This window comes from Kaistella polysaccharea (genome assembly GCF_020410745.1).
Taxonomy (GTDB): Bacteria; Bacteroidota; Bacteroidia; order Flavobacteriales; family Weeksellaceae; genus Kaistella; species Kaistella polysaccharea.
Window position 1 is genome coordinate 932536 of record NZ_CP084528.1, and the last position, 22594, is coordinate 955129.

Genomic DNA, 22594 nt, shown 5'->3' on the forward strand with positions numbered 1-22594 from the left:
AAAATGTCAACCTACACCCAAATATATTATCACATCGTATTTTCTACAAAACATAGAAAACCAACCCTCAATTCTGAACACGAAGACGAATTGTACAAATATATCTGGGGAGTTATTAAAAACAAAAAATGTACGCTATACAGAATTAATGGAATGCAGGATCACCTACATATTTTTACCAGTTTGCATCCAACCGTTCGACTGAGCGATCTGGTAAAAGACATTAAAATTGCCAGTAACTTATGGATGAAACAAAATGATTTGTTTCCCGAATTTGAAGAATGGCAGGAAGGTTATGGTGCATTTACGTACTGCATAAGAGATAAAGAGATGATAATTAATTATATTAAAAATCAAAAAAAGCATCACCATGCTGAAGATTTTGAATCCGAATACCGGAGATTATTGCTTGAAAATGAAATTGAATTTGATGAAAAATATTTTTTATAAATTCCGTTCACATGTTTGAAAATTTCACAAACATGTCCGTAAACGATCCGTATGTTTCACATACGGCCATGAATATTTGACCGCTTCGCGGTCGCCCCAAAAAAGAAGAAAGATGAAAAAAATATTAATCGCAGACGACGAACACAAGATCATCATGACCCTGGAATACGCATTTAAGAAAGCAGGTTATGAAGTTTTTATCGCACGAGACGGTTCCGAAGTTTTGGAACTGTTGAAAACCGAAATTCCCGATATGATTTTATTGGACATTATGATGCCCAATGTCGATGGTTACACCACGCTTGCAGAAATTAAAAAAGATCAAAACCTGAATAAAATTAAAGTCATTTTACTTTCTGCTAAAAGTGGTGAAGCAGATATTAAAAAAGGGCTGGAACTTGGCGCAGATGATTACATCACCAAACCTTATTCAATTAAAAAACTGACAGAACGGGTTGAAGAACTTTTGACAGACAAGCAATAAGTAATCGATAATAAGCAATCAATAAAACTCAATTTTGGGAATTTAGACTTAAACCTAAAACCCACTACCTAAAACCTAAATATCATGAACGCAGATCAAATGTTTAAAGAAAGTATTACGCACAAAGAAAAATTCTGGGCAGAACAGGCAGAACAAATTGAATGGTTTAAGAAGCCTAAACATATCTTAACCGACGACGGCGAAAATTACCCAACTTGGTTTGCAGATGGCGAATTAAACACCTGTTTTCTGGCGGTTGACAAACATGTCAATGATGGATTTGGCGATCAGGTTGCCATTATTTACGATTCTCCGGTGACAAATAGGATTATTAAATATACGTACAGCCAAGTTTTAGAACACGTTTCAAAATTTGCGGGCGGCCTGAAAAAATTAGGTTTGGAAAAAGGCGATACCGCGATTATTTACATGCCCATGATTCCGGAATCTGTATTTGCAATGTTGGCTTGTGCAAGATTAGGTGTAACGCATTCCGTAGTTTTTGGTGGATTTGCGCCACAGGAATTAGCCATCCGAATTGACGATTGTAATCCGAAAGCGATTATCACCGCAAGTTCCGGAATGGAAGTTTCCAGAAGAATTCCGTATTTGCCTTTCGTGAAAGAAGCAGTTTCGATGTCTGAACATCAACCGGAACATATTGTAGCCTTTGATAGAAAATTATTAGGAAATCGGGTTGATTTTAAAAACGACTCTTCATTGGTTGATTTTGAAAAGTTGATGACCGATTCTGAATCCACCGAGTGCGTTTCCGTAGAATCTACGCATCCTTTGTATATTTTGTATACCTCCGGAACGACTGGAAAACCGAAAGGAGTTGTCCGCGATAATGGTGGGCACGCCGTTGCCATGAAATTTTCAATCAAAAATATTTACGGTGCAAATGAAGGCGAAACCTTTTGGGCGGCTTCCGACATTGGTTGGGCAGTTGGCCACAGTTATTCGGTTTATGGTCCTTTGATCAACAGAAATACGACCGTAATTTTTGAAGGGAAACCTATCGGAACTCCGGATGCAGGAACTTTTTGGAGAGTAATCGAAGAGCATAAAGTATCCATTATGTTTACGGCTCCGACCGCAATTCGTGCTATTAAAAAAGAAGATCCAGAAGGAAAACTGGTGAAGAAATATGATTTATCCTCTTTGAGAATGCAGTTTTTGGCAGGTGAAAGATGTGATGTCGCAACTTTGGATTGGTATGAAGAATTTGTCGGCGTTCCTGCAATCGATCATTGGTGGCAAACAGAATCAGGTTGGCCGATGTTAGGATTAATGCCTGGAGTTGAAGATGTTAAAATTAAAAGAGCCTCCGCTGGAAAACCAATTCCTGGATATGATATTAAAATTTTCAGTGAAGAAGGTTATGAACTTGAACCGCATCATGAAGGTTATTTGGTGATTAAACTTCCTTTAGCGCCCGGCGCGATGATGGGAATTTGGGGCGATCCGGAACGTTTTAAATTTGGATATTTATCCAGATTTCCGGGCTATTATTTTTCCGGCGATGGTGCCATTAAAGATGAAGATGGTTATGTTTTCGTGACTGGACGAGTTGATGATGTAATCAATGTCGCAGGTCACAGACTTTCTACCGCAGAAATGGAAGAAGTGGTTTCTGCTCACAAAGAAATTGCAGAATGTTGCGTGGTCGGAATTGATGATGATTTAAAAGGTCAGATTCCTTTCGCAATTGCGGTTATAAAATCCGGTTCGGAAGCGGATGAGAAAACTTTGGAGAAGGATCTTGTTTTATTGGTGCGCGAAAAAATTGGTGCTGTGGCGTGTATGAAAAATGCTTTGGTGGTGAACCGTTTACCGAAAACGCGGTCTGGGAAAATTTTGAGAAAACTGATTCGGACGATGTTGGATGGAAAGGAATATCAAATGCCTTCGACGATTGATGATGAAAGTGTTGTGGAGGAATTGCAGTTGAAAATGGATGAATATAAAAAGAAGTATTTGTAAATTGTTTTGTCCAATTACACAAAATATTTTAACGCAAAGACGCAAAGAAATAATTAGGAATGCTGCATAAAATTACGGGCGCGAAGGCGTTTCACTTAGCAAAGAATTGCGAAAAATGACGACTTGCGCATCTGAAATTTAACTATTAAGAAAGATTAAAGAGATTGAGGAGGATTAAGGTTCATCAAAGATGAATTGAGTTGGAAAAATATTTCTTTGGCAAATGCAGGTTTTATAAAACTGAATTTTAAATAAACGAAAATTGGGATAAATAAAACGGGTCGTAACTAGCCCTGATAGAAGCGGTTACCCCGGAACAAGCGTTGGGAAAAGCCTTGGCGTGAGGAGTATGAGCGGATAGCAGGTTCCTGGCTCCTAAATAAAATTAGAATTAAAAAAAATTAAATATTATGAAAAATTACGTGATAGACGATTTGCCGGACTATTTTAAACAGTATAAAAAATCGATTAAAAACCCGAAAAAATTCTGGGATAAAGTGGCCGATGAGAATTTTGTGTGGTATCAACGGTGGTCCAAAGTAGTGGATTACAATATGGAAGATGCTAAAATTCAGTGGTTTAAAAATGCAAAACTGAATATTACGAAGAATTGTATCGACCGGCATTTGAATGAGCGTGGCGATAAAACGGCGATTATTTTTGAGCCGAATGATCCGAAAGAGGAGGCGCAACATATTTCCTACAGCGAATTGCGCGACCGGGTTTGTAAGATGGCGAATGTGCTCCGTGATCAGGGCGTGCAAAAGGGCGACCGCGTTTGTATTTATCTGCCGATGATTCCGGAACTGGCTGTTTCAATGTTGGCTTGTGCAAGATTGGGCGCGATTCACTCCGTGATTTTTGCAGGATTTTCGGCAAACGCTGTGGAATCAAGAGTCAACGATTGTGGAGCGAAAATGATCATCTGTTCGGACGGAAGTTACCGCGGTACCAAATCAATTGATTTAAAAGGAATCATCGATGAAGCCGTAGAAAAATGTCCGACCGTGGAAAAAGTTTTGGTCGTAAAAAGAACCGGCGGCGAGGTGAACATGAAGGAAGGAAGAGACCTTTGGTTGGCGCCGCTTTATGACAAAGCGCCTTCTGATTTTATTTCGGTGATCATGGATGCGGAAGATCCTTTGTTTATTTTATATACTTCCGGCTCGACTGGAAAACCAAAAGGAATGTTGCACACCACCGCTGGTTACATGGTTTACACGGCTTATACTTTTAAGAATGTTTTCAATTATAAAGAGAATGATATTTATTGGTGTACCGCAGATATTGGCTGGATTACGGGACATTCTTATATTTTATACGGACCATTATTGAATGGCGCAACGACGGTAATTTTTGAAGGAGTGCCGACTTATCCGGAACCGGATCGTTTCTGGGAAGTGATTGAAAAACATAAAGTAACGCAATTTTATACGGCTCCAACGGCGATTCGTGCCTTGGCGAAAGAATCTTACGAGTGGGTTGAGAAACACGATTTGTCGAGTTTGAGAGTGATTGGTTCTGTTGGTGAACCGATTAATGATGAAGCGTGGCATTGGTACAATGATCATGTCGGCAAGAAAAAATGTCCGATCGTTGATACTTGGTGGCAAACTGAAACCGGAGGAATTATGATTTCGCCTTTGCCTTTTATCACGCCGACAAAACCAACTTATGCAACCTTGCCGTTGCCGGGAATTCAGCCGGTTTTGATGGATGATAAACGAAATGAAATTACGGGAAATCAAGTGGATGGGAATTTATGTATCCGTTTTCCGTGGCCCGGAATTGCCCGAACAATTTGGGGCGATCATCAACGATATAAAGAAACTTATTTTACCGCTTTCCCGGGAAAATATTTTACGGGCGATGGCGCCTTGAGGGACGAAGTTGGTTATTACAGAATCACCGGTCGCGTTGATGACGTGATCATTGTTTCCGGACATAATCTTGGAACTGCACCAATTGAAGACAGTGTGAATTTGCATCCGGCCGTGGCGGAATCTGCGATTGTTGGGTATCCACACGATGTGAAAGGAAGTGCGCTTTACGGTTTCGTGATGTTGAAAGACAGTGGCGAAGATCGCGATAGAGATAATTTGAGAAAAGAAATCAACAACGTGATCTCCGATACGATTGGACCGATCGCGAAACTGGATAAAATTCAGTTTGTTTCAGCCTTGCCAAAAACCCGTTCCGGGAAAATCATGCGTCGTATTTTGAGAAAAATTGCGGAAGGTGATTTTGCTAATTTCGGTGATACTTCTACGTTGTTGAATCCGGAGATTGTGGAGGAGATTAAGAATGAAAAATTGTAAGATTGTTGGATGATGGATGTCTGATGATGGATATTTTAATCTTGCAATAAACTATAGAACCTTGCGGAAACGTGAGGTTTTTTGTTTTGCAATATATTGTATCTTTCTTTTTTTAAACTTAAGTATGAAATATATTTTCCTTTTTGTTTCGCTATTTCTAATTTTATCTTGTGAGAAAAAAGATCTTACTGATAAAGAAGTATTAGAGATTATTCATGCTGATAAAAACTACCAAGGGCTTCAACTAAAAACAAATTTTTGGACTGGTGATAAAGTTATTGATACTATTAAATCTTTCAGGAAAATAATTGTGAAGGAAAATCTAAAACCTATATTTAAAGCCGATTTGAAGGGTGATGGGAAACAGGATTATTTAGTAAATTTAGAATATAAAAAGGACAGTGCTAATGAAAATATCGTGAGATATATTGATGAAGATTCTAAAAATTGTGTTGTTTTATTAAGCAGTTCAAATGCTTACAAAATTTTAAGCGCAGGTAAAAAAAGGGTTTACGATATCTTTGCCACCAAAATTATAAATTACAAAGGTCAGAATTTGATAAAGGTGTTAAACTTTATACCAAGATTTGATGACTTAAATAATATCCTGAAGTTCGATACCTTAACTGTTAAAAATAATCAACTTACAGAATTTGTAAATAAGAGAAGTAACAATAATATTTCAGAAATTAAATTCACCCAGTTTGGAGGTTTTGCACCTGGAATTTACTACACGTTGACTTTAAAAAAAGATTCGATCATTTTAAATTCAAAATTTTATAAAAAGTTAGAAGGAAAATATCTTGGAAATAACAAGAATGATTTTGAAAATCTAGCATTATATCTCAATAATATTGATTTCAAAAATTTAAAAGACAAATATTTCATTGACTGTTCCGATTGTTCTGCAATCGAAACAAAGATAGTGTACGATAACGGAAAAGTAAAAACAAATTACGACTATGGTGAGAAAGGTTCTCTTGGTCTATTAAAATTTTACGATTCTATTCACGCGATAATGGAAAAGCAGAAATGGCAAAAAATGGATTGAAAAAATCACCATTAATATTTTGGTTAAGGAGTTAAGATAATTAAGATTTCCTTTGGAAAACTAATGTATGCTTTTCAGCATCGTGCTTTCAAACTTTAACTAATGTGTTAAAAACCAAATGATAAACGTTTACAACAAAACTTTTGTGACTTTGTGGTAAAATTTTTTACTACATTTAAATAAAAATTGAAGAATTCAAATTGCGATGCCGAAATCCTCATCATTGGCGGAGGTTTAGCAGGTTTAACAAGCGCGATACATCTCACGAAAATGGGTTGTAAAGTCATTGTTATCGAAAAGAATTCTTATCCAAAACATAAAGTTTGCGGCGAATATATTTCCAATGAAGTTCTCCCTTATTTTGATTGGCTTGATGTAAATATTGAGGAATTAAAACCAACCCACATTACATCTTTACAGTTTTCATCAGAATCCGGACGAACGATTGAAACCCAACTTCCGCTCGGCGGTTTTGGGATTAGCCGATATACTTTGGATCATGCACTTTATTTAAAAGCCCTTTCGCAAAATTGCGAGATTATTGAAGATCAAGTAAATGAAGTGATTTTTAAAGATGATTATTTTGAAGTTCAGCTGGCTTCAGAAAAAATTATAAGCTCGAACGTAGTTTTGGGTGGATTTGGAAAAAGATCCAACTTAGATTTAAAAATGAACCGCGATTTTTTAAAAAACAAATCTCCTTGGTTGGCCGTCAAATCTCATTATAAAGGAGAATTTGCAAATGACGTTGTGGGTTTGCATAATTTTAAAGGCGGTTATTGTGGCATTTCAAAAGTGGAAAATAATTTGCTCAATATCTGCTATTTGACTAATTTTAAATCGTTCAAGAAATATAAAAACATTGAAGAATTCCAGGAAAAAGTCGTGTCTCAAAATCCACATTTAAAAAATATTTTAGAAAATTCCACGTCTGTTTTTGAAAAACCTTTGACCATCAGTCAGATTTGTTTTGAGAAAAAAGAAAATGTAGAAAAACATATTTTAATGATGGGTGATACGGCTGGATTAATTCATCCCTTATGCGGAAACGGAATGGCAATGGCGATTCACAGTGCAAAATTGGCTTCAGAACAAACCATAGAATTTTTATCAGAGAAAATTTCGAGAAATGAAATGGAAAATAATTATTCTTCGAACTGGAATAAAAATTTCAAACAAAGATTATGGTATGGCCGAATTTTAGGTAGTATTTTAGAACATTCAAAACTCTCCGAAGTTTTGACAAATTTAATAACCCATCTTCCTTTCCTACTTCCTATTATCATTAAAAAAACCCACGGAAAAGAAATCAATATGATTCAAAATTAATGGCTTTAGATACGACGTACAGAACAGATCTTGAAGAATCGATGGACGATTTCTCCATGGATAATGATGGATTAGTAACCGCTTTAGATGACATCGCCAGAATTAATCAGTTACTTGGTGGAAACTCGGTGACGTTAGAAGGCGTTAAAAATTTGATCAAAGATTTCCCAAAAGATAAAACCATCACCATCATGGATTTCGGTTGTGGCAGTGGCGATATGCTGCGAATGTTGTCGAAGTTTGGAAAAGAAAAAAATTTAAATTTCCAGTTAATTGGTATTGATGCGAATGATGCCACAATTCGACATGCTGAAAAATGCTCATCAGAATTTGAGAATATCACGTTTTTAGCTGAAGATATTTTTCTGTACGATTTCTCTAAATATAATATTGACATTGCTTTGATAACGCTTACTTTACATCACTTTAAAGATGACGAAATCTTAAAAATAATGCGTGTCATTTTAAACTTGGTTAAAAAAGGAATCGTCGTCAATGATTTGCAAAGAAGTAAATTGGCTTACCGACTTTTTCAGGCAATTATATTTATCTTTAGATTAGAAAAAATGACCGCGGAAGACGGATTAATTTCTATTTTAAGAGGATTTAAAAGAGAAGATTTAGAAAAATTTTCAAACGATTTAGGATTAAAAAAATACAGCATCAAATGGAAGTGGGCATTTCGCTACCAATGGGTTATTGAAAAATAAACAGCAAATAAAAAGATAATATTAAACCACAAAAGGCACAAAGATTCTCTGTAAAAAGGCAAATGAACATTATTAAAATAGACCACAAAAGAAACTAAAAATCTATAGATTTTTAACTTATGTGAACTTTTACAGTAAATATTTTCAATACAACTTTTGTGACTTTGTGGTTAAAAAATATTCAATTAATGAGTGTAAAAATAGTTACCGTTGCTAAGCAACTCCCAAAATATTCCCGAAAAACTTCCGAAGTTTTGCCTTTCCTGGATCAATGGCTAGTCGATCAAGACAGCCGTTTTGTGCGCAAAGTCAAAAAGATTTTTGAAGGTGCCGCGGTTGATGAGAGATATTCCATCATGGATCCGATTGAAGTTTTTACGGCGACATCCTTCGAAGATAAAAATGACATTTACGTTCGCGAAGTTGTTTTATTAGGCGAACAGGTTTTGGATAAATCTCTAAAAAAGGCCAATTGGGATCCGCAATCTTTGGATTACATCATCACCGTAAGTTGTACTGGAATTATGATTCCGTCACTTGATGCTTATCTGATCAATAAATTAAACTTACGTCAAGATATTGTCCGTTTGCCCGTGACCGAAATGGGTTGCGCTGCTGGAGTTTCCGGAATTATTTATGCGAAAAATTTCCTCCAGGCAAATCCTGGAAAACGTGCCGCCGTAATTGCGGTAGAAAGTCCGACGGCGACTTTTCAGTTGGAAGATTTCTCCATGGCAAATATTGTGAGTGCTGCGATTTTCGGGGATGGTGCTGCTTGTGTTTTGCTTTCTTCTGAAGAAAATGCAGAAGGTCCGGAAATCTTGGCGGAAGAAATGTATCATTTTTATAACAATGAACATATGATGGGTTTCAAATTAACGAACTCTGGGTTGCAAATGATTTTAGATATTGAAGTTCCTGATACCATTGGAGAACATTTTCCCAATATTATTCATCCATTTTTAGCCAAACAAAATTTAGAAATTAAAGATGTCGATTATCTTATTTTCCATCCAGGTGGAAAAAAGATTGTTCAAATGGTGGAAGGATTATTCTCGGAATTGGGTAAAAACATTGACACTACAAAAGAGATTTTAAGACTTTACGGAAACATGTCGAGCGCCACAGTTCTTTACGTATTGGAAGAAATCATGAATCAAAAACCGCAGAAAGGCGAGAAAGGTTTAATGTTAAGTTTTGGACCTGGATTTTCTGCACAACGCGTTTTACTGCAATGGTAAGAAGATTTGAAAATACAAATTACTGGGCGATAATTCTGGGCGGAAGTTCCGGATTAGGTTTAGCGTCTGCCAAAAAACTGGCAAGCGAAGGAATGAATATTTGCATCATTCACAGAAATTCTCGGGCTGAAATGGAAAAAATTACTAAAGAGTTCGATTTATTTAAAAATGAAAATATTAAGTATTTAACTTTAAATAAGGATATATTAAATCCTATCATACAACAAGATATAATTTTAGAACTAAAAAACACTTTAGGTGTAGACGGAAAAATAAAATGTCTATTACACAGCATCGCCAAAGGAAATTTGAAACCAATGATCGGAGATAAAAATGAAAGTTTATCAACCGACGATTTCGCGATTACGCTTCAAGCCATGGCAACAAGTTTATACGACTGGACAAAATTAATATTCAACGAAAATTTATTTGCAGAAGACGCAAGAATTCTCGCTTTTACAAGTGAAGGAAGTTCAAAACCCATCAATAATTACGGCGCAGTTTCCGCTGCAAAAGCCGCTTTAGAAGCCATTTCCAGAAATATCGCTCTGGAATTTGCGCCTTTTGGTTTACGATCAAATTGTATTCAAGCCGGAGTCACAGATACAAGATCTTTTCAAATGATTCCCGGAAGTGAAGAAATAAAAGAGCACACTATAAAACGTAATCCTTTTAAAAGATTAACTACGCCGGAAGATGTGGCAAATGTGGTCAGTTTATTATGTACTGATGAAGCCGCTTGGATCAATGGTTGTGTAATTCCCGTTGATGGAGGAGAACATTTGAGTTAAATGAATATTGCAGAAATTTTAGAAAAACTACCTTACACTACTCCATTTTTATTCGTGGATGATTTGGTGATTGTTGATGAAAATGGCGTGACCGGAAATTTCACTTTTAAAGAAGATCTTGATTTTTATAAAGGTCATTTTAAAAATAATCCAATAACGCCAGGAGTTATTTTAACTGAAACAATGGCACAAATCGGCTTGGTTTGTTTGGGAATTTTTCTGTTTGCAAATGATTTGATTGAGGAAAGTCAGATTGGTTTAACTTCAACTGATATTGAATTTTTAAAACCCGTTTTTCCTGGTGAAAAAGTGACCGTGATTTCAGAGAAAATTTACTTTAGATTTAACAAGTTAAAATGCAAAGTGAAGATGCTGAATGAACAATCAGAAATTGTTTGTGAAGGAACAATCGCGGGAATTATTAAAGTGAATTAAAATGGAAAGAAGAGTTGTCATCACAGGATTAGGAGTCGTTGCACCCAATGGAGTTGGTTTGGAAAATTTCCGGTCTGCTTTAAAGGACGGTCGCTCTGGAATTCAGTTTGATCAACAATTAGCCGACCTGCAATTCTCCTGTCAGGTTTCTGGAACACCACCCATTAATAAAGAAAATTTAAACGAATATTTCACCGATTTAGAATTACGAAATTTCAATTCGACTGGAATTATGTACGGCGTGATTGCAGGATTAGATGCCTGGAAAGATGCTGGTTTAGAACCTTCCGATGGTGAAAATCCCGATTGGGATAGCGGAACTATTTTTGGTGCTGGAACTTCCGGCATTGAAAAATTTCGGGAAAGTATTTATAAAATTGATGCGTTTCAAACCCGAAGATTAGGAAGCACCGCGGTTTCCCAAACCATGAACAGTGGAATCTCTGCTTATCTCGGTGGAAAACTAGGTTTAGGAAATCAAGTCACGACTAATTCTTCTGCGTGTACAACAGGAACAGAAAGTATCTTAATGGCTTTTGATAGAATTCAAGCCGGAAAAGCAAAACGTATTTTAGCCGGAAGCACAAGTGATTCAGGACCTTATATTTGGGCAGGTTTTGACGCCATAAAAGTTTGTAATTATAAATCGAATGACGATCCAGAAAAAGCCTCTCGTCCGATGAGTGCTTCTGCAGCAGGATTTGTTCCCGGAAGCGGCGCCGGTGCTTTGGTGATTGAAGATTTAGAATCTGCTTTGGCAAGAAATGCGAAAATCTATTGCGAGATTCTCGGTGGAAATCTGAATAGTGGCGGTCAGCGTGGCGGCGGAAGTATGACTGCTCCTAATTCTACAGCTGTTCAAAAATGTGTAAAAGATGCAATTTTCGAAGCTGGAATTAAAGCTAAAGACATCGATTATATCAGCGGACATTTAACCGCAACTTCGAAAGACAGTACTGAAATTCAAAATTTATCAATTGCTTTAAATCGATCCGGAAAAAATTTCCCGTACATCAATTCATTAAAAGCTTTAACCGGACATTGTCTATCTGCAGCCGCAAGTATTGAATGTGTGGCTGCAGTTTTGCAATTGTCAGAAAATTTTGTCGCTCCCAACATTAATTGTGACAATTTAAATAAAGAAATTACGGCGATTATCGATGCTGAATGTATTCCACAAAATCTTTTAGAAAAAGAAATCAATATTGCGGCAAAAGTAAGTTTTGGTTTTGGCGATGTAAATGGATGTATTATCTTTAAAAAATATTCTTAATAAATTTCAATTCTAAAATATGAACAAGGAAGAGGCTATTCAAAAACTAAAAGAAATCGTAAAACCTTATGTGAAAAATGAGGACGCTTTAGCAAACATCAACGAAAATACCGATTTCATCAACGATTTAAATATTAATTCGGCCAATTTGGTTGATGTAATTTTAGATGTAGAAGAAGTTTTTGATATTGAAATCGATGCAGATTCTATGGAGAAAATGCGCGATGTAAAATCTGCACTAGCGGTGATTGAAGAAAAGCTAACGACAAAATAAATGTACAAGATTTTTAGATTGAAATCCCTTTCTCATTGCACTCGAAAATCTTACCTTCGCACAAACAAAAAGTACTATGAAATTTTTTATCGACACGGCTAATCTGGAGCAAATAAAAGAAGCACAAGATTTAGGAATTTTAGATGGAGTTACCACCAATCCATCATTAATGGCCAAAGAAGGAATCAGCGGAAAAGAAGCAATTCTAAACCATTACAAAACCATTTGCGAAATTGTTGACGGCGATATATCTGCAGAAGTTTTGAGCACTACTTATGAAGAAATGATCAAGGAAGGTGATGAACTTGCTGCTATTCATCCGAATATTGTAGTTAAAATTCCGATGATTAAAGACGGGATTAAAGCATTAAAATATTTTTCAAATAAAGGAATCAAAACCAACTGTACTTTGATCTTTTCTGCTGGGCAGGCTTTATTAGCAGCGAAAGCAGGAGCAAATTATGTTTCTCCATTTTTAGGAAGATTAGACGATATTTCGGTGGATGGTATGAATTTAATCGAAGAAATCAGAATTATTTTTGATAATTATATGTTCGATACAGAAATTCTTGCAGCGTCGATCCGTTCGCCAATGCACATTATCAACTGTGCAAAAATCGGTGCAGATGTAATTACTTCACCATTAGATTCAATTTTAAATTTATTAAATCACCCTTTGACTGATAAAGGTTTGGCGCAGTTTGTTGCTGATGCTAAAAAAATGGGATAAAAGAATTTATCTTTTTGATATAGAAACCGTCTGAATTTTCAGATGGTTTTTTTTGTACCACAAATTCATATATCGCAAATTGATATCTTCTATTAAATTAAATTGCACACAATTTAATTGCGTAATATATTTGCATCTGTAAATACAAACAACAAAATTAATATCATGTCATTAATAGAAAATTTAAACTGGAGACACGCAGTGAAAGCGTACGACGCCACAAAAAAAGTTTCAACCGAAGATCTTCATAAAATATTAGAAGCGGCGAGATTGGCTCCCACGTCTTCAGGATTACAACCTTTCAGAGTGATTGTAGTAGAAAATCAGGAACTGAAAGAAAAAATGGTTCAAGGTGCCTTGAACCCAGAAGTGATGAAAGATTGTTCACAGGTTTTGGTCTTTGCAGCTTGGGACAGTTATTCCGATGCTAAAATTGATAAGGTGTATGATCACCACACTGATGTTAGAGATTTACCTAGAGGAAGATTTGGAAGTTATACCGATCACATCAAGGAATTATATAACGGCCAAACCAAAGAAGAACATTTTGCGCACACCGCAAGACAAACATATATTGCTTTAGGTTTAGCCATGGCTCAAGCTGCTGAATTAAAAATCGACAGTACGCCGGCGGAAGGCTTTAGTAATGAGATTGTTGACGAAATGTTAGGATTGAAAGAATTAGGTTTAAGAAGTGTAAGTTTACTCTATCTTGGGTACAGAGATGCCGATAAAGATTATTTATCACACATGAAAAAGGTAAGAATTCCGATGGAGGAATTTATTATTCAAAAATAATCTACTGATTTTAATCTTTTCAATTTCACCTCATGGAAAATTTAGAAACACCAAAATTAGGAGATCAATTATGCTTTCCGTTTTACTTAATCGCTAAGGAAATCACCGGAATGTACCGCCCTTTTTTGGAGGAATTAGACATTACGTATTCTCAATATTTAGTGATGATGGTCCTTTGGGAATATGAAAGATTAACCGTGAATCAAATCGGAGAAAAATTATATCTGGACAGTGGAACTTTAACCCCATTGTTAAAAAGACTTGAAGCAAAATCATACATTGTCCGACATCGAAAGAAGGAAGATGAACGTGTGGTTGAAGTCTATCTGACGGAAGAAGGAAATCAACTTCAGAAAAAAGCATGTATCATACCGGGGAAAATGCAGGAAAAACTCAATCTATCAGAAAATGATCTTTTAGATTTGAAACATACCATTACCAAACTAATGAAAATAATAGAAAAATAAAATATGAAAACATTGTACACAACAAGCGTTACTGCACAAGGCGGCCGCGACGGACACGTAAAAAGTGAAAACGGTATTTTAGAATTGGATGTTAGAACTCCAAAAGCGCTCGGTGGCGCAAGTGATGACTTTGCCAATCCGGAAATGCTTTTTGCAGCGGGATATTCAGCGTGTTTTGACAGCGCTTTGAATTTGGTTATCAAAAGATCAAAGATGGAAACTGGCGAAACTACGGTCACCGCAAGAGTAAGTATCGGTCAAATTGAAAATGGCGGTTTCGGTTTAGCGGTAGAATTAGATGTAAATGTGCCCGGCGTTTCTTTGGAAGAAGCACAATCGTTGACAGAACAGGCACATCAGGTTTGTCCGTACTCAAATGCGACGAGAAATAATATTGAAGTTAAACTTTCAGTGACCAACAATTAATTTCGGATTAAATAGAAAAACATCAATTATATAGAAGATTAAATCGATTCTGAGATTTAATTACAAGCAAAAACGGCAGAACTATAAGTTTTGCCGTTTTTTTTAGTAAAATTACATTGTATAATTAAATTAAAAGTAATTACTTTGTAATAACAAAATTCGAACTATGGAAATTTCAGTCATCAATATTGGAAATTCAAAAGGAATACGACTTTCAAAAACAATACTGGAGAAATATAATATCCAGGATAAAGTTGAAATTACTTTGGAGAAAGGATATATCATTTTAAAACCTAAAACAGAACCGCGAAAAAATTGGGAAAATTCTTTCAAAAAAATGCATGAAATTGGTGATGACAAAATTCTCATAGACGACATTTTTGAAGATGAAGATTTTGAAGAATGGAATTGATTCAACAATACACAATAGTTTTAGTAAGTCTCGATCCCACTTTGGGAAGCGAGATTAATAAAACTCGACCTTGCGTAGTAATATCACCTAATGAATTAAATAAACATTTAAGAACAATTGTCATCGCACCAATTACCAGCACTTCAAAATCTTACCCAACTCGAATTCCAATTTCTGGCAAAATAACAAAAGGCTGGATTGTGGTAGACCAAATACGAGTCATTGATCGACGAAGAGTAATAAAATCTTTTGGAAATTTAAAAGAAGAAGAAATTATAGCATTGAAAGCGGTTATAAAAGAAACCTATGTAGATTAAATAAAATACAAAAAAGGATAAAAAATTAATTTTATCCTTTTTTTTGTGACCGCGACAGGGTTCGAACCTGTAACCTTCGGAGCCGAAATCCGAAATTCTATCCAGTTGAACTACGCAGCCATTTTTTATAATTAATAATTATTACTTATCGGTATTTACTAAAAACTTATCTTCACTCCTCCCAGAAACTGTGCTCCCAAAACTTTATAACCTTTGTAAGTTTGGTACTGAGTATTGAGTAAGTTGTTTCCGAGTGCGAAAATACTGAAATTTTTGTGAACTTTGTACTCTGCAGACAAATTTAAATCAGCAAATCCACCAACTTTATCATTTGTATTTTCTGTAGAAACTAACACCGGATCCATTTCTGTGAAAGAAAACGAATTTGTCGTTTTATCCGATGATAATAAAACTGTTGCACCTAAATTTAATTTTTTATCCAGCACGGAATACTTTCCGCCCAACCTTGCCGTCAATAAAGGCTTATAATAAATATTTTGATAATTTTGAAGGTCATATTTTTCAAATTTCAATTCTCCGTCAAAAGATAAATTTGCCAATGGGAAATATTGAACACTCACTTTTGCTTCACTCACTGTTCCATTATCGTAAACAGAAGAATAAGTATTGGCAAAATCAAAACCTTGACGAATAAAATTCTGATTGTCTTTAAAAAACAAATCATTCGCTTTGAAGAAAAGAATATCATTCATTTTTCCGTATCCGGCGCTGAAATCATATTTAATATTCTGATCAATATCACCGCGCAAACCAAAGTAGAATTTATATTTCGTTTCGGTCGGACGTAATTCCTGATCGGAAACTAAATAAGGATTTTCTGCCAGTAAATTAGCGTAAGTATTCAATTTTAATCCTCCCGTAATTCCCGCATAAAACTTGAATTCATCGGCAGCGGCAAACTGTAATTCAGCTTTTGGAAACCAATAGGTTTTAGAATTTTTAACCTGATCGGCTAAAATCATATTTGAATTTTTCGAGTTTAGAAAAGAAAAATCAGAACCGATCATTAAGTACGATTTACCTTTAAAGAAAGTCATTTTCGGTGCTAAAGTCGCATTCAAAAATTGAGAAGAATTTTTATCGAGCAACTCAAAATCTGTTTTTACCGTTTCTAAATTCAGTCCCAGATCAGCATTGAACCTCACGTCATCAAAAGTCGGCAGTTCTACTCCATGCTTCGATAAATTCACCAAAACTTCCGCCTGATTTTCTTTTGCATTAAAGTGATCACTCAGGAAAGATGATTTCACCCGAACGTCATTTAAAAATTCATTGGAATAAAAATCATAATAACCATTTACTTTAATTTGATTGGTTTTCTGTTGTAAATCTACGTTATTTGAAGCCGGTCTAAAGGCATAAATTCCATAATAATTATAGTCATTCAATCCGTAATCGGCATTAATGCTGAATTTTCCCTTCTCCCCATAAGAATTAAGAAATACGCCAACATTCCCAGCATTTTGTTTGGAATTCCAGTCGTAAACTTTTCGCAAACCTGCTGTAGAAAGGAAATGAACATCTCCGCCAACTTCCATTCCGCTGTCTAATTTGGTAGAAATATTTCCATCCGCAAGAATTTTACCGTAATTCCCCATTCCGACCTGGAAATAATTATTCTGATATTCTGCGTCAAACTTCGGCGAAATATCTTCACCTTGAATTAAGGAAGTTTTAAAATCTGAAGATGCTGGAACATTAGTAATATCATACGTCGGCGGATTTGCAGATTTTTCTTCTGGCGGATAATTCTTCTCTGCTTCGATGGACGTTTTTTTCTTCTCGATTTTCTTCACTTCCGGTTCGCGCTTTTTGTCCAAAATCAATTTTTCTTCTTTAATCTGGGAAAAAACTGCCGTTGAGGAAAATAGTAAACCGATGAAAAATATATGTTGAATTCTCTTATTCATTTTTTAATGTATTATTGTAAAATCTCAGGCGTACAATGTCAATTTTTCGTCATGTACGTTATACTTTGTACAATTATATTTATTTTTTAATTTGCTTTTTTAAATCCTTTGCTTCCGACACAATTTCTGGGAAATCACCGTAATTGGCGATGATCTGATCGGCTGTATAACTGGCTTGATAATTATCTTTCAGTCCAATATAATTTCTAACCATTAAGACTAAAGAATTTGCACCCCAATATTCTTCGGAAGCATAATTATTGGCCAGTTTAAAAATCGTTTCGTTGGATGATTTGAAGGCTTTTCCTTTGTTTTGATAAAAGGCTTTCGCATACAAAGCTTCGGCTGCAACTTCGGTATTTGAAGATTTCTCCAAAACGGTATAAGCAGCTTTCGCCTCATTGTCTTTTCCATTGTTCATCAAACTTCTGGCTTTAATGACTTTCGCCAGTTCATTCACCGAAGCTGAATTTTTTGGATTTTGTAAAACTAGATCAGCTAGCGTTTCAGCTTTTTTGAAATCTTTTTCGTCCGCGTAAATCTTCATCAATTCTACATTCGCGAAATTTTTCACATTCACGTTTGTAGAATTAGAAAGCGACACTAAATATTTCTTGGCTTCATTCGAATTGTTCTGCGCTAAATAAATCTGGGCAATCCTTGTTTGCGCATCTTCCTGGTAATCGTTCTGCACCTGCGCAACCTCCTGTAAAACCAGTAATGATTTGGTCGGATTATTGGTTTGAAAATAACTTTCACCCAATTCATATTGCGCCTGATATAACCCTTCTCCAGTTGGATTCTGCGTCAGATATTTTTCAAAAAGTGGTATCGCGTTTTTGTAATCTTTACTGGCATAAAAAGTCTTCGCTCGATTCAAATTAATTTCGTCAATTTCTGAAGCATCGATTCTTACGCCCAAACTTTGAGCAAAATTTTGATATCCTGAAACATCATTGTTTTTAATGAAGAGCGGTCTCGCTGCCTGAACAATTTTGCTTGCAAACGCCGTATTTTTGTATTGATTTCCAAGGGATTTTAATTCAGATAAAGCTTTGGAATCTTCACCTTGATCGATGTAATTCTGCGCACGATAAATCTGAGAATTAGCGACCAAATCTTTATCACTGCTGGTTTTAATGACTTGTGAAAAATAATCATTCGAGCTTTTAAAATCGTCATTTGCTGCATAAGCAGTTGCAATTTCATATTGCGCATCGTCGAAATATTCTGAATTTCTATACTGAGCAAGTAACTTTTTCAATTCCGCAATTTTCGCAACGGTATCGCCTTTAAATCCTAAAGCCATGGCTTTTTGGAACATCGTATAATCATCAGCACTTTCTGCTTTATCGTAAATAGCGATCGCCTCATTCAGCTCATTGTTGGCATAATAGGTATCTGCCAAACGAAGTTCTGCGTCATTTTTAAATTCCGGTTTTGGATTTTTTAAATAAGCCATGAAATATTCTTTGGCTTTGTCGAATTTTTTTGATTTAAAATAAGCGTAACCCAAATCGTAATTCAGTTGTTGCTTCTCTGGGAAATTTTCTGTTTGAAGTTTTTCAAATCTGACAATTGCCGACGGATAATTTCCCTTCTGATAATACGTTTGCGCCAACCAATACAACGCTCTGGAATTAAACTCTTTATTGATATTAAATTGTAAGCTTCGCAGAAAATACTTTTCAGCAGCGTCTAAATTACCTTTATTAAATTCTTCCGTTCCAATGAGATAGGAAACTTCCTGATCAACTTTATCGGTTTCCGGCGTAGAATTTGGCATTTTATCAATTGCCGCCAAAGTTCCTTTATAATCGCCAGAATACAAATACGATTTCACCAAAAGCGATTTCATTTCCTTCGTATCAGGACTGTTTGGATATTTTGAAATATAACTTTGAAAAACATTTGATGCTGATTCAAATGGATTTCCCAACTCATAACTCAATTTCGCATATTGCAAATGAGCCAATTGTTGAACTTTCGGATCATACATCATTTGATATGCCGAACGAAACGCAGAAAGCGCTTCCTGTTTTTTACCAACTTCTAAATAAGCATTTCCTAATTGATAATAAGCATTTTGGGAAGTCGCCGAATTGCTGTTCAACAACTGGTTATAATAAGAAACGGCTTCATCGTATTTTTTCAAATGTGCCGAAACAAATCCCATTTCATATAAATCACTTTCAGATGGAGTTTCTTTGCTATCCAGGTAAATTTTCAAATGCGGATAAGCAGAATTATAATCGCCTTTCATGAAATAACTTTCGCCAATCATCTTATGAACTTCAGCTTTATAATCCGCAGAAATATTTTCGTTCAGCAATGCATTTCCTTCTACAATCGCTTTGTCATAATCCTTATTGTTGAAATACAACTGCACATAATACGGTTTTACCACCCGCGCATATTTGTCGTTATCTTTGATCTGATCAAAAAATGTGAAAGCTTCGTCATTTTGTCCGTCTGCATAATAAAGGTGTCCCAACATGTAGGCAATGTCGTTTTTGTCTGAACCTTCCGTGGTTTTATACGCTTCTTCTAAAGCTTCGATAGCACCTTGAGAATCACCGGTCATAAATTTCGCATAACCGAGTTTCATAATATATTGCGTGTTTTCTTCCTTTGAAAGTTGGTATTGATTCACATTTTTCAAAGTCTCCAAAGCTTTATCAAAATCTTTTTGAGCCAGATAGAAATCTGCTAATGGTAAATTGGCCTGCGCAAAATACGCCGAGTTTGGATATTCTTTGATGAAAGCGTCTAAACCTTCTTCCGCATGATTTTTTCGTAAAATTACGCCGATGACATTATCGAAAAATTGCGCTGCTTCTTTTTTTGAATTGGAAAGATTCTCATTGTAAAAATACTGTCGCGCGTATTCAAACTGAGAAGCGTTATAAATTTTATTTTGGTAAAGGTTTTCTGCGAGATTAAAACGGTAATTTTCGCGGTCGCTGAAATATTGAGATTGTTGTGCCTCGGATAAGCCGAAATAGAAGATCGCCGTTGCGATTAAGATTTTTTTTGAATTCATTTAATCCTGATTTTCGGAAAGTTTTAGAATTAACAGTTTGGATAATCAAAGCTTTAAAAGCCCAGTACGATTTCCCCATTTAATCAACGAAAATAAAGAAAAGTTATTGCTTACACAAGTTTATTTGATGGTTGTGGATAAGTGGATAAGTTCTATTTATATGAATATCAAACCCTTAAATTGCAAATTAATATTAAAATCAACAATTTAAAAACAATTGAAATTATTAAAGATTTATGAAGCATGGATTCTTAATTCATTGAAATAATTTCTAGATCTTCGACAGAAATTCGATTTATTTTTTAGTCCAATCTACAATTCAGAAAAGACTTTTAATTAGAAGAAATACAATAGAATTTGCACTGATTTCCGCATTAATGCACGAAAAAACCCATTTTTCCAAATTTTCTTTTACATTTGTGTAAACTAAAATTAGAAGATGAATCAACTTTTCAGAAGAAAACAATACAGTGCAAGTGACCATTCATCAGGATTAGTGCGTGTTTTAGGCGTATGGGATATTGTCTTTTTCGGAATTGCTGCCATTATTGGTGCGGGAAGTTTCAGCTCTTTGGGTGAAGCCGTTTTCCGCGGTGGACCTGGTGTTATCGTGCTTTACATCATTTGTGGATTTGCCTGCGGTTTTACTGCTTTGTGTTATGCTGAATTTGCGAGTCGTATTCCAACAGCAGGATCTGCCTACACCTATGCCTACGCCAGTTTTGGTGAATTGATGGCGTGGATCATCGGTTGGGCCTTAATTATGGAATATTCATTTGGTAATATTTATGTTGCGTTCTCATGGTCTGACTATTTTACGAGCTTTTTAGGCCGTATCGGTTTTTTTATACCTGAATATCTTACTTGTAGTTACCCGGAAGCTAAAAAAGCTTTCTTCGGTGCTTCTCAGAATCAGGAACTTCTTAATGCCTGGAAAAATGCGCCAATTGTCGGGAATTTGAAAATCATTCTAGATCTTCCTGCACTTGTGATTAACGGTTTAATTACCTGGTTGGTTTATCGCGGCGTTCGTGAAAGTAAAAACTTCAATAATGTTTTGGTATTGATGAAGTTGGCCGTTATCGTTTTAATTATTTTGGTGGGCGTTGCCTACGTGAATGTTGATAACTGGATGCCCGTCAACCCAGAAACACAAGTCGCCTCTTTTATGCCCAATGGATTTACTGGCGTGATGAGTGCGGTTTCTGGAGTATTCTTCGCTTATATCGGATTTGATGCTTTAAGTGTTCTATCAGAAGAAACCAAAGACCCACAAAAAAATCTGCCACGCGGAATGATTATTTCCTTGGTTTTATGTACAGTTATATACATTATTTTAACACTCGTTCTTACGGGAATGGTCGATTACAAAAAATTTGATGGCGTGGGCGATCCATTAGCGTTCATCTTCGAAAAGTCAAATGCCAATCTACCTTGGATGGAATTAACGGTCTCTTTTGTTGCCATAATTGCAATTACTACGGTTCTACTCGTTTTTCAAATGGGACAACCGAGAATTTGGTATGCAATGAGTAGAGATGGTTTGATGCCGAAAAAATTCATGACCATACATCCAAAACATAAAACTCCGTCTTTCGCTACCATCATTACAGGAATTGTGGTTGGAATACCTATTTTGTTTACCGATAAATCTTTCATTTTAGATTTCACCAGTATCGGAACGATCTTCGCGTTCGTCTTGGTTTGTGGGGGCGTTTTGCTCTTGCCTTCAAAAAAGAAGCTTCCCGGAAGATTCCATATGCCATATATCAATTCCCAGTTTATTTTCCCTGCGATATTTTTAGGAGGTTTGGCTTTCTTCTATTTCTGGCAGCCTGCCTTTTTTCATAATTTGATGGATTGGAATGATCCTACCGAGGGAGAATTCAGAATTTCAATGTTCTTTTTTCTCATCATTAATTTGGGTTTATGTGTTTTAACGTTGGTTAAACATTTATCCCTAATACCGCTTATGGGTTTAAGTTCTTGTCTTTATTTATTGACAGGAATGACCCATAATAACTGGTTTTGGTTCCTGGCGTGGTTCGCTGTGGGCATGGTGATTTATTTTGGGTACGGTTTTAGACACAGTAAACTGAACCGCGAAATGAATGGCGATTTAGATTAA

At 35.8% G+C, this 22594-nt stretch carries 21 protein-coding genes and 1 tRNA gene; 19 read left to right on the forward strand and 3 right to left on the reverse strand.

Translation table 11 applies throughout. The annotated features are described in order from the left end of the window. The first annotated feature begins 3 nt into the window (after nt 1-3). The 18 genes from tnpA (at nt 4) to LC814_RS04250 (ending at nt 15492) form a co-directional block, all read left to right on the forward strand. The gene (gene tnpA / locus LC814_RS04165) at nt 4-450 is read left to right on the forward strand and encodes an IS200/IS605 family transposase (protein ID WP_226065101.1); all 447 of its coding nucleotides are present in this window, start codon (nt 4-6) and stop codon (nt 448-450) included. Between the two features lie 112 nt (nt 451-562). Continuing rightward, on the forward strand, nt 563-934 hold the full coding sequence (locus LC814_RS04170; RefSeq protein WP_226065102.1) for a response regulator transcription factor: 372 nt from the start codon (nt 563-565) through the stop codon (nt 932-934). Nucleotides 935-1018: 84 nt separating this feature from the next. Beyond that, the gene (locus LC814_RS04175; RefSeq protein ID WP_226065103.1) at nt 1019-2920 is read left to right on the forward strand and encodes an AMP-binding protein; all 1902 of its coding nucleotides are present in this window, start codon (nt 1019-1021) and stop codon (nt 2918-2920) included. A 410-nt stretch (nt 2921-3330) separates the two neighbouring features. After that, nucleotides 3331-5238: an acetate--CoA ligase gene (gene acs / locus LC814_RS04180; protein ID WP_226065104.1), complete on the forward strand. Its 1908-nt coding sequence runs from the start codon at nt 3331-3333 to the stop codon at nt 5236-5238. A 124-nt stretch (nt 5239-5362) separates the two neighbouring features. Beyond that, nucleotides 5363-6289: a DUF6438 domain-containing protein gene (locus LC814_RS04185; protein WP_226065105.1), complete on the forward strand. Its 927-nt coding sequence runs from the start codon at nt 5363-5365 to the stop codon at nt 6287-6289. Nucleotides 6290-6475: 186 nt separating this feature from the next. Further along, on the forward strand, nt 6476-7618 hold the full coding sequence (locus LC814_RS04190; RefSeq protein WP_226065106.1) for an NAD(P)/FAD-dependent oxidoreductase: 1143 nt from the start codon (nt 6476-6478) through the stop codon (nt 7616-7618). Further along, nucleotides 7618-8328, forward strand: coding sequence for a methyltransferase domain-containing protein (locus LC814_RS04195; RefSeq protein WP_226065107.1), 711 nt, complete (start codon nt 7618-7620; stop codon nt 8326-8328). The genes LC814_RS04190 and LC814_RS04195 overlap by 1 nt, the downstream gene beginning before the upstream one ends. 188 nt (nt 8329-8516) lie before the next feature. Next, the gene (locus LC814_RS04200; protein WP_226065108.1) at nt 8517-9569 is read left to right on the forward strand and encodes a type III polyketide synthase; all 1053 of its coding nucleotides are present in this window, start codon (nt 8517-8519) and stop codon (nt 9567-9569) included. Next, on the forward strand, nt 9563-10360 hold the full coding sequence (locus LC814_RS04205; RefSeq protein ID WP_226065109.1) for an enoyl-ACP reductase FabI: 798 nt from the start codon (nt 9563-9565) through the stop codon (nt 10358-10360). The genes LC814_RS04200 and LC814_RS04205 overlap by 7 nt, the downstream gene beginning before the upstream one ends. Beyond that, on the forward strand, nt 10361-10795 hold the full coding sequence (locus tag LC814_RS04210) for a 3-hydroxyacyl-ACP dehydratase FabZ family protein (protein ID WP_226065110.1): 435 nt from the start codon (nt 10361-10363) through the stop codon (nt 10793-10795). Nucleotide 10796: 1 nt separating this feature from the next. Then, nucleotides 10797-12068, forward strand: a complete 1272-nt coding sequence (locus LC814_RS04215; RefSeq protein ID WP_226065111.1) for a beta-ketoacyl-[acyl-carrier-protein] synthase family protein — start codon at nt 10797-10799, stop codon at nt 12066-12068. Nucleotides 12069-12087: 19 nt separating this feature from the next. Next, entirely contained in the window at nt 12088-12342 is a 255-nt protein-coding gene (locus LC814_RS04220) for an acyl carrier protein (protein WP_226065112.1), read from the forward strand. Nucleotides 12343-12418: 76 nt separating this feature from the next. Continuing rightward, a complete protein-coding gene (gene fsa / locus LC814_RS04225) occupies nt 12419-13072 on the forward strand; it encodes a fructose-6-phosphate aldolase (protein ID WP_226065113.1) in 654 nt (217 codons plus the stop codon). A 165-nt stretch (nt 13073-13237) separates the two neighbouring features. After that, entirely contained in the window at nt 13238-13870 is a 633-nt protein-coding gene (locus LC814_RS04230; RefSeq protein ID WP_226065114.1) for an NAD(P)H-dependent oxidoreductase, read from the forward strand. Between the two features lie 32 nt (nt 13871-13902). Further along, nucleotides 13903-14337: a MarR family winged helix-turn-helix transcriptional regulator gene (locus LC814_RS04235; protein WP_226065115.1), complete on the forward strand. Its 435-nt coding sequence runs from the start codon at nt 13903-13905 to the stop codon at nt 14335-14337. Between the two features lie 3 nt (nt 14338-14340). Continuing rightward, on the forward strand, nt 14341-14763 hold the full coding sequence (locus LC814_RS04240; RefSeq protein ID WP_226065116.1) for an organic hydroperoxide resistance protein: 423 nt from the start codon (nt 14341-14343) through the stop codon (nt 14761-14763). A 166-nt stretch (nt 14764-14929) separates the two neighbouring features. Then, complete coding sequence (locus LC814_RS04245; protein WP_226065117.1) at nt 14930-15175, forward strand: AbrB/MazE/SpoVT family DNA-binding domain-containing protein; 246 nt, start codon at nt 14930-14932, stop codon at nt 15173-15175. Continuing rightward, nucleotides 15166-15492 (forward strand): type II toxin-antitoxin system PemK/MazF family toxin, encoded by a 327-nt coding sequence (locus LC814_RS04250; protein WP_226065118.1) that lies wholly within the window; start codon nt 15166-15168, stop codon nt 15490-15492. The genes LC814_RS04245 and LC814_RS04250 overlap by 10 nt, the downstream gene beginning before the upstream one ends. A gap of 46 nt (nt 15493-15538) precedes the next feature. Here LC814_RS04250 and LC814_RS04255 read toward each other — a convergent pair. The 3 genes from LC814_RS04255 to LC814_RS04265 form a co-directional block, all read right to left on the reverse strand. Beyond that, a tRNA-Arg gene (locus tag LC814_RS04255) sits at nt 15539-15612 on the reverse strand. A 38-nt stretch (nt 15613-15650) separates the two neighbouring features. Further along, nucleotides 15651-17423: a TonB-dependent receptor gene (locus LC814_RS04260; RefSeq protein ID WP_226065119.1), complete on the reverse strand. Its 1773-nt coding sequence runs from the start codon at nt 17421-17423 to the stop codon at nt 15651-15653. A 79-nt stretch (nt 17424-17502) separates the two neighbouring features. Then, nucleotides 17503-20466, reverse strand: a complete 2964-nt coding sequence (locus tag LC814_RS04265; protein ID WP_226065120.1) for a tetratricopeptide repeat protein — start codon at nt 20464-20466, stop codon at nt 17503-17505. Between the two features lie 439 nt (nt 20467-20905). Here LC814_RS04265 and LC814_RS04270 point away from each other — a divergent pair, with 439 nt between their 5' ends. Beyond that, nucleotides 20906-22594 (forward strand): APC family permease, encoded by a 1689-nt coding sequence (locus LC814_RS04270; protein ID WP_226065121.1) that lies wholly within the window; start codon nt 20906-20908, stop codon nt 22592-22594.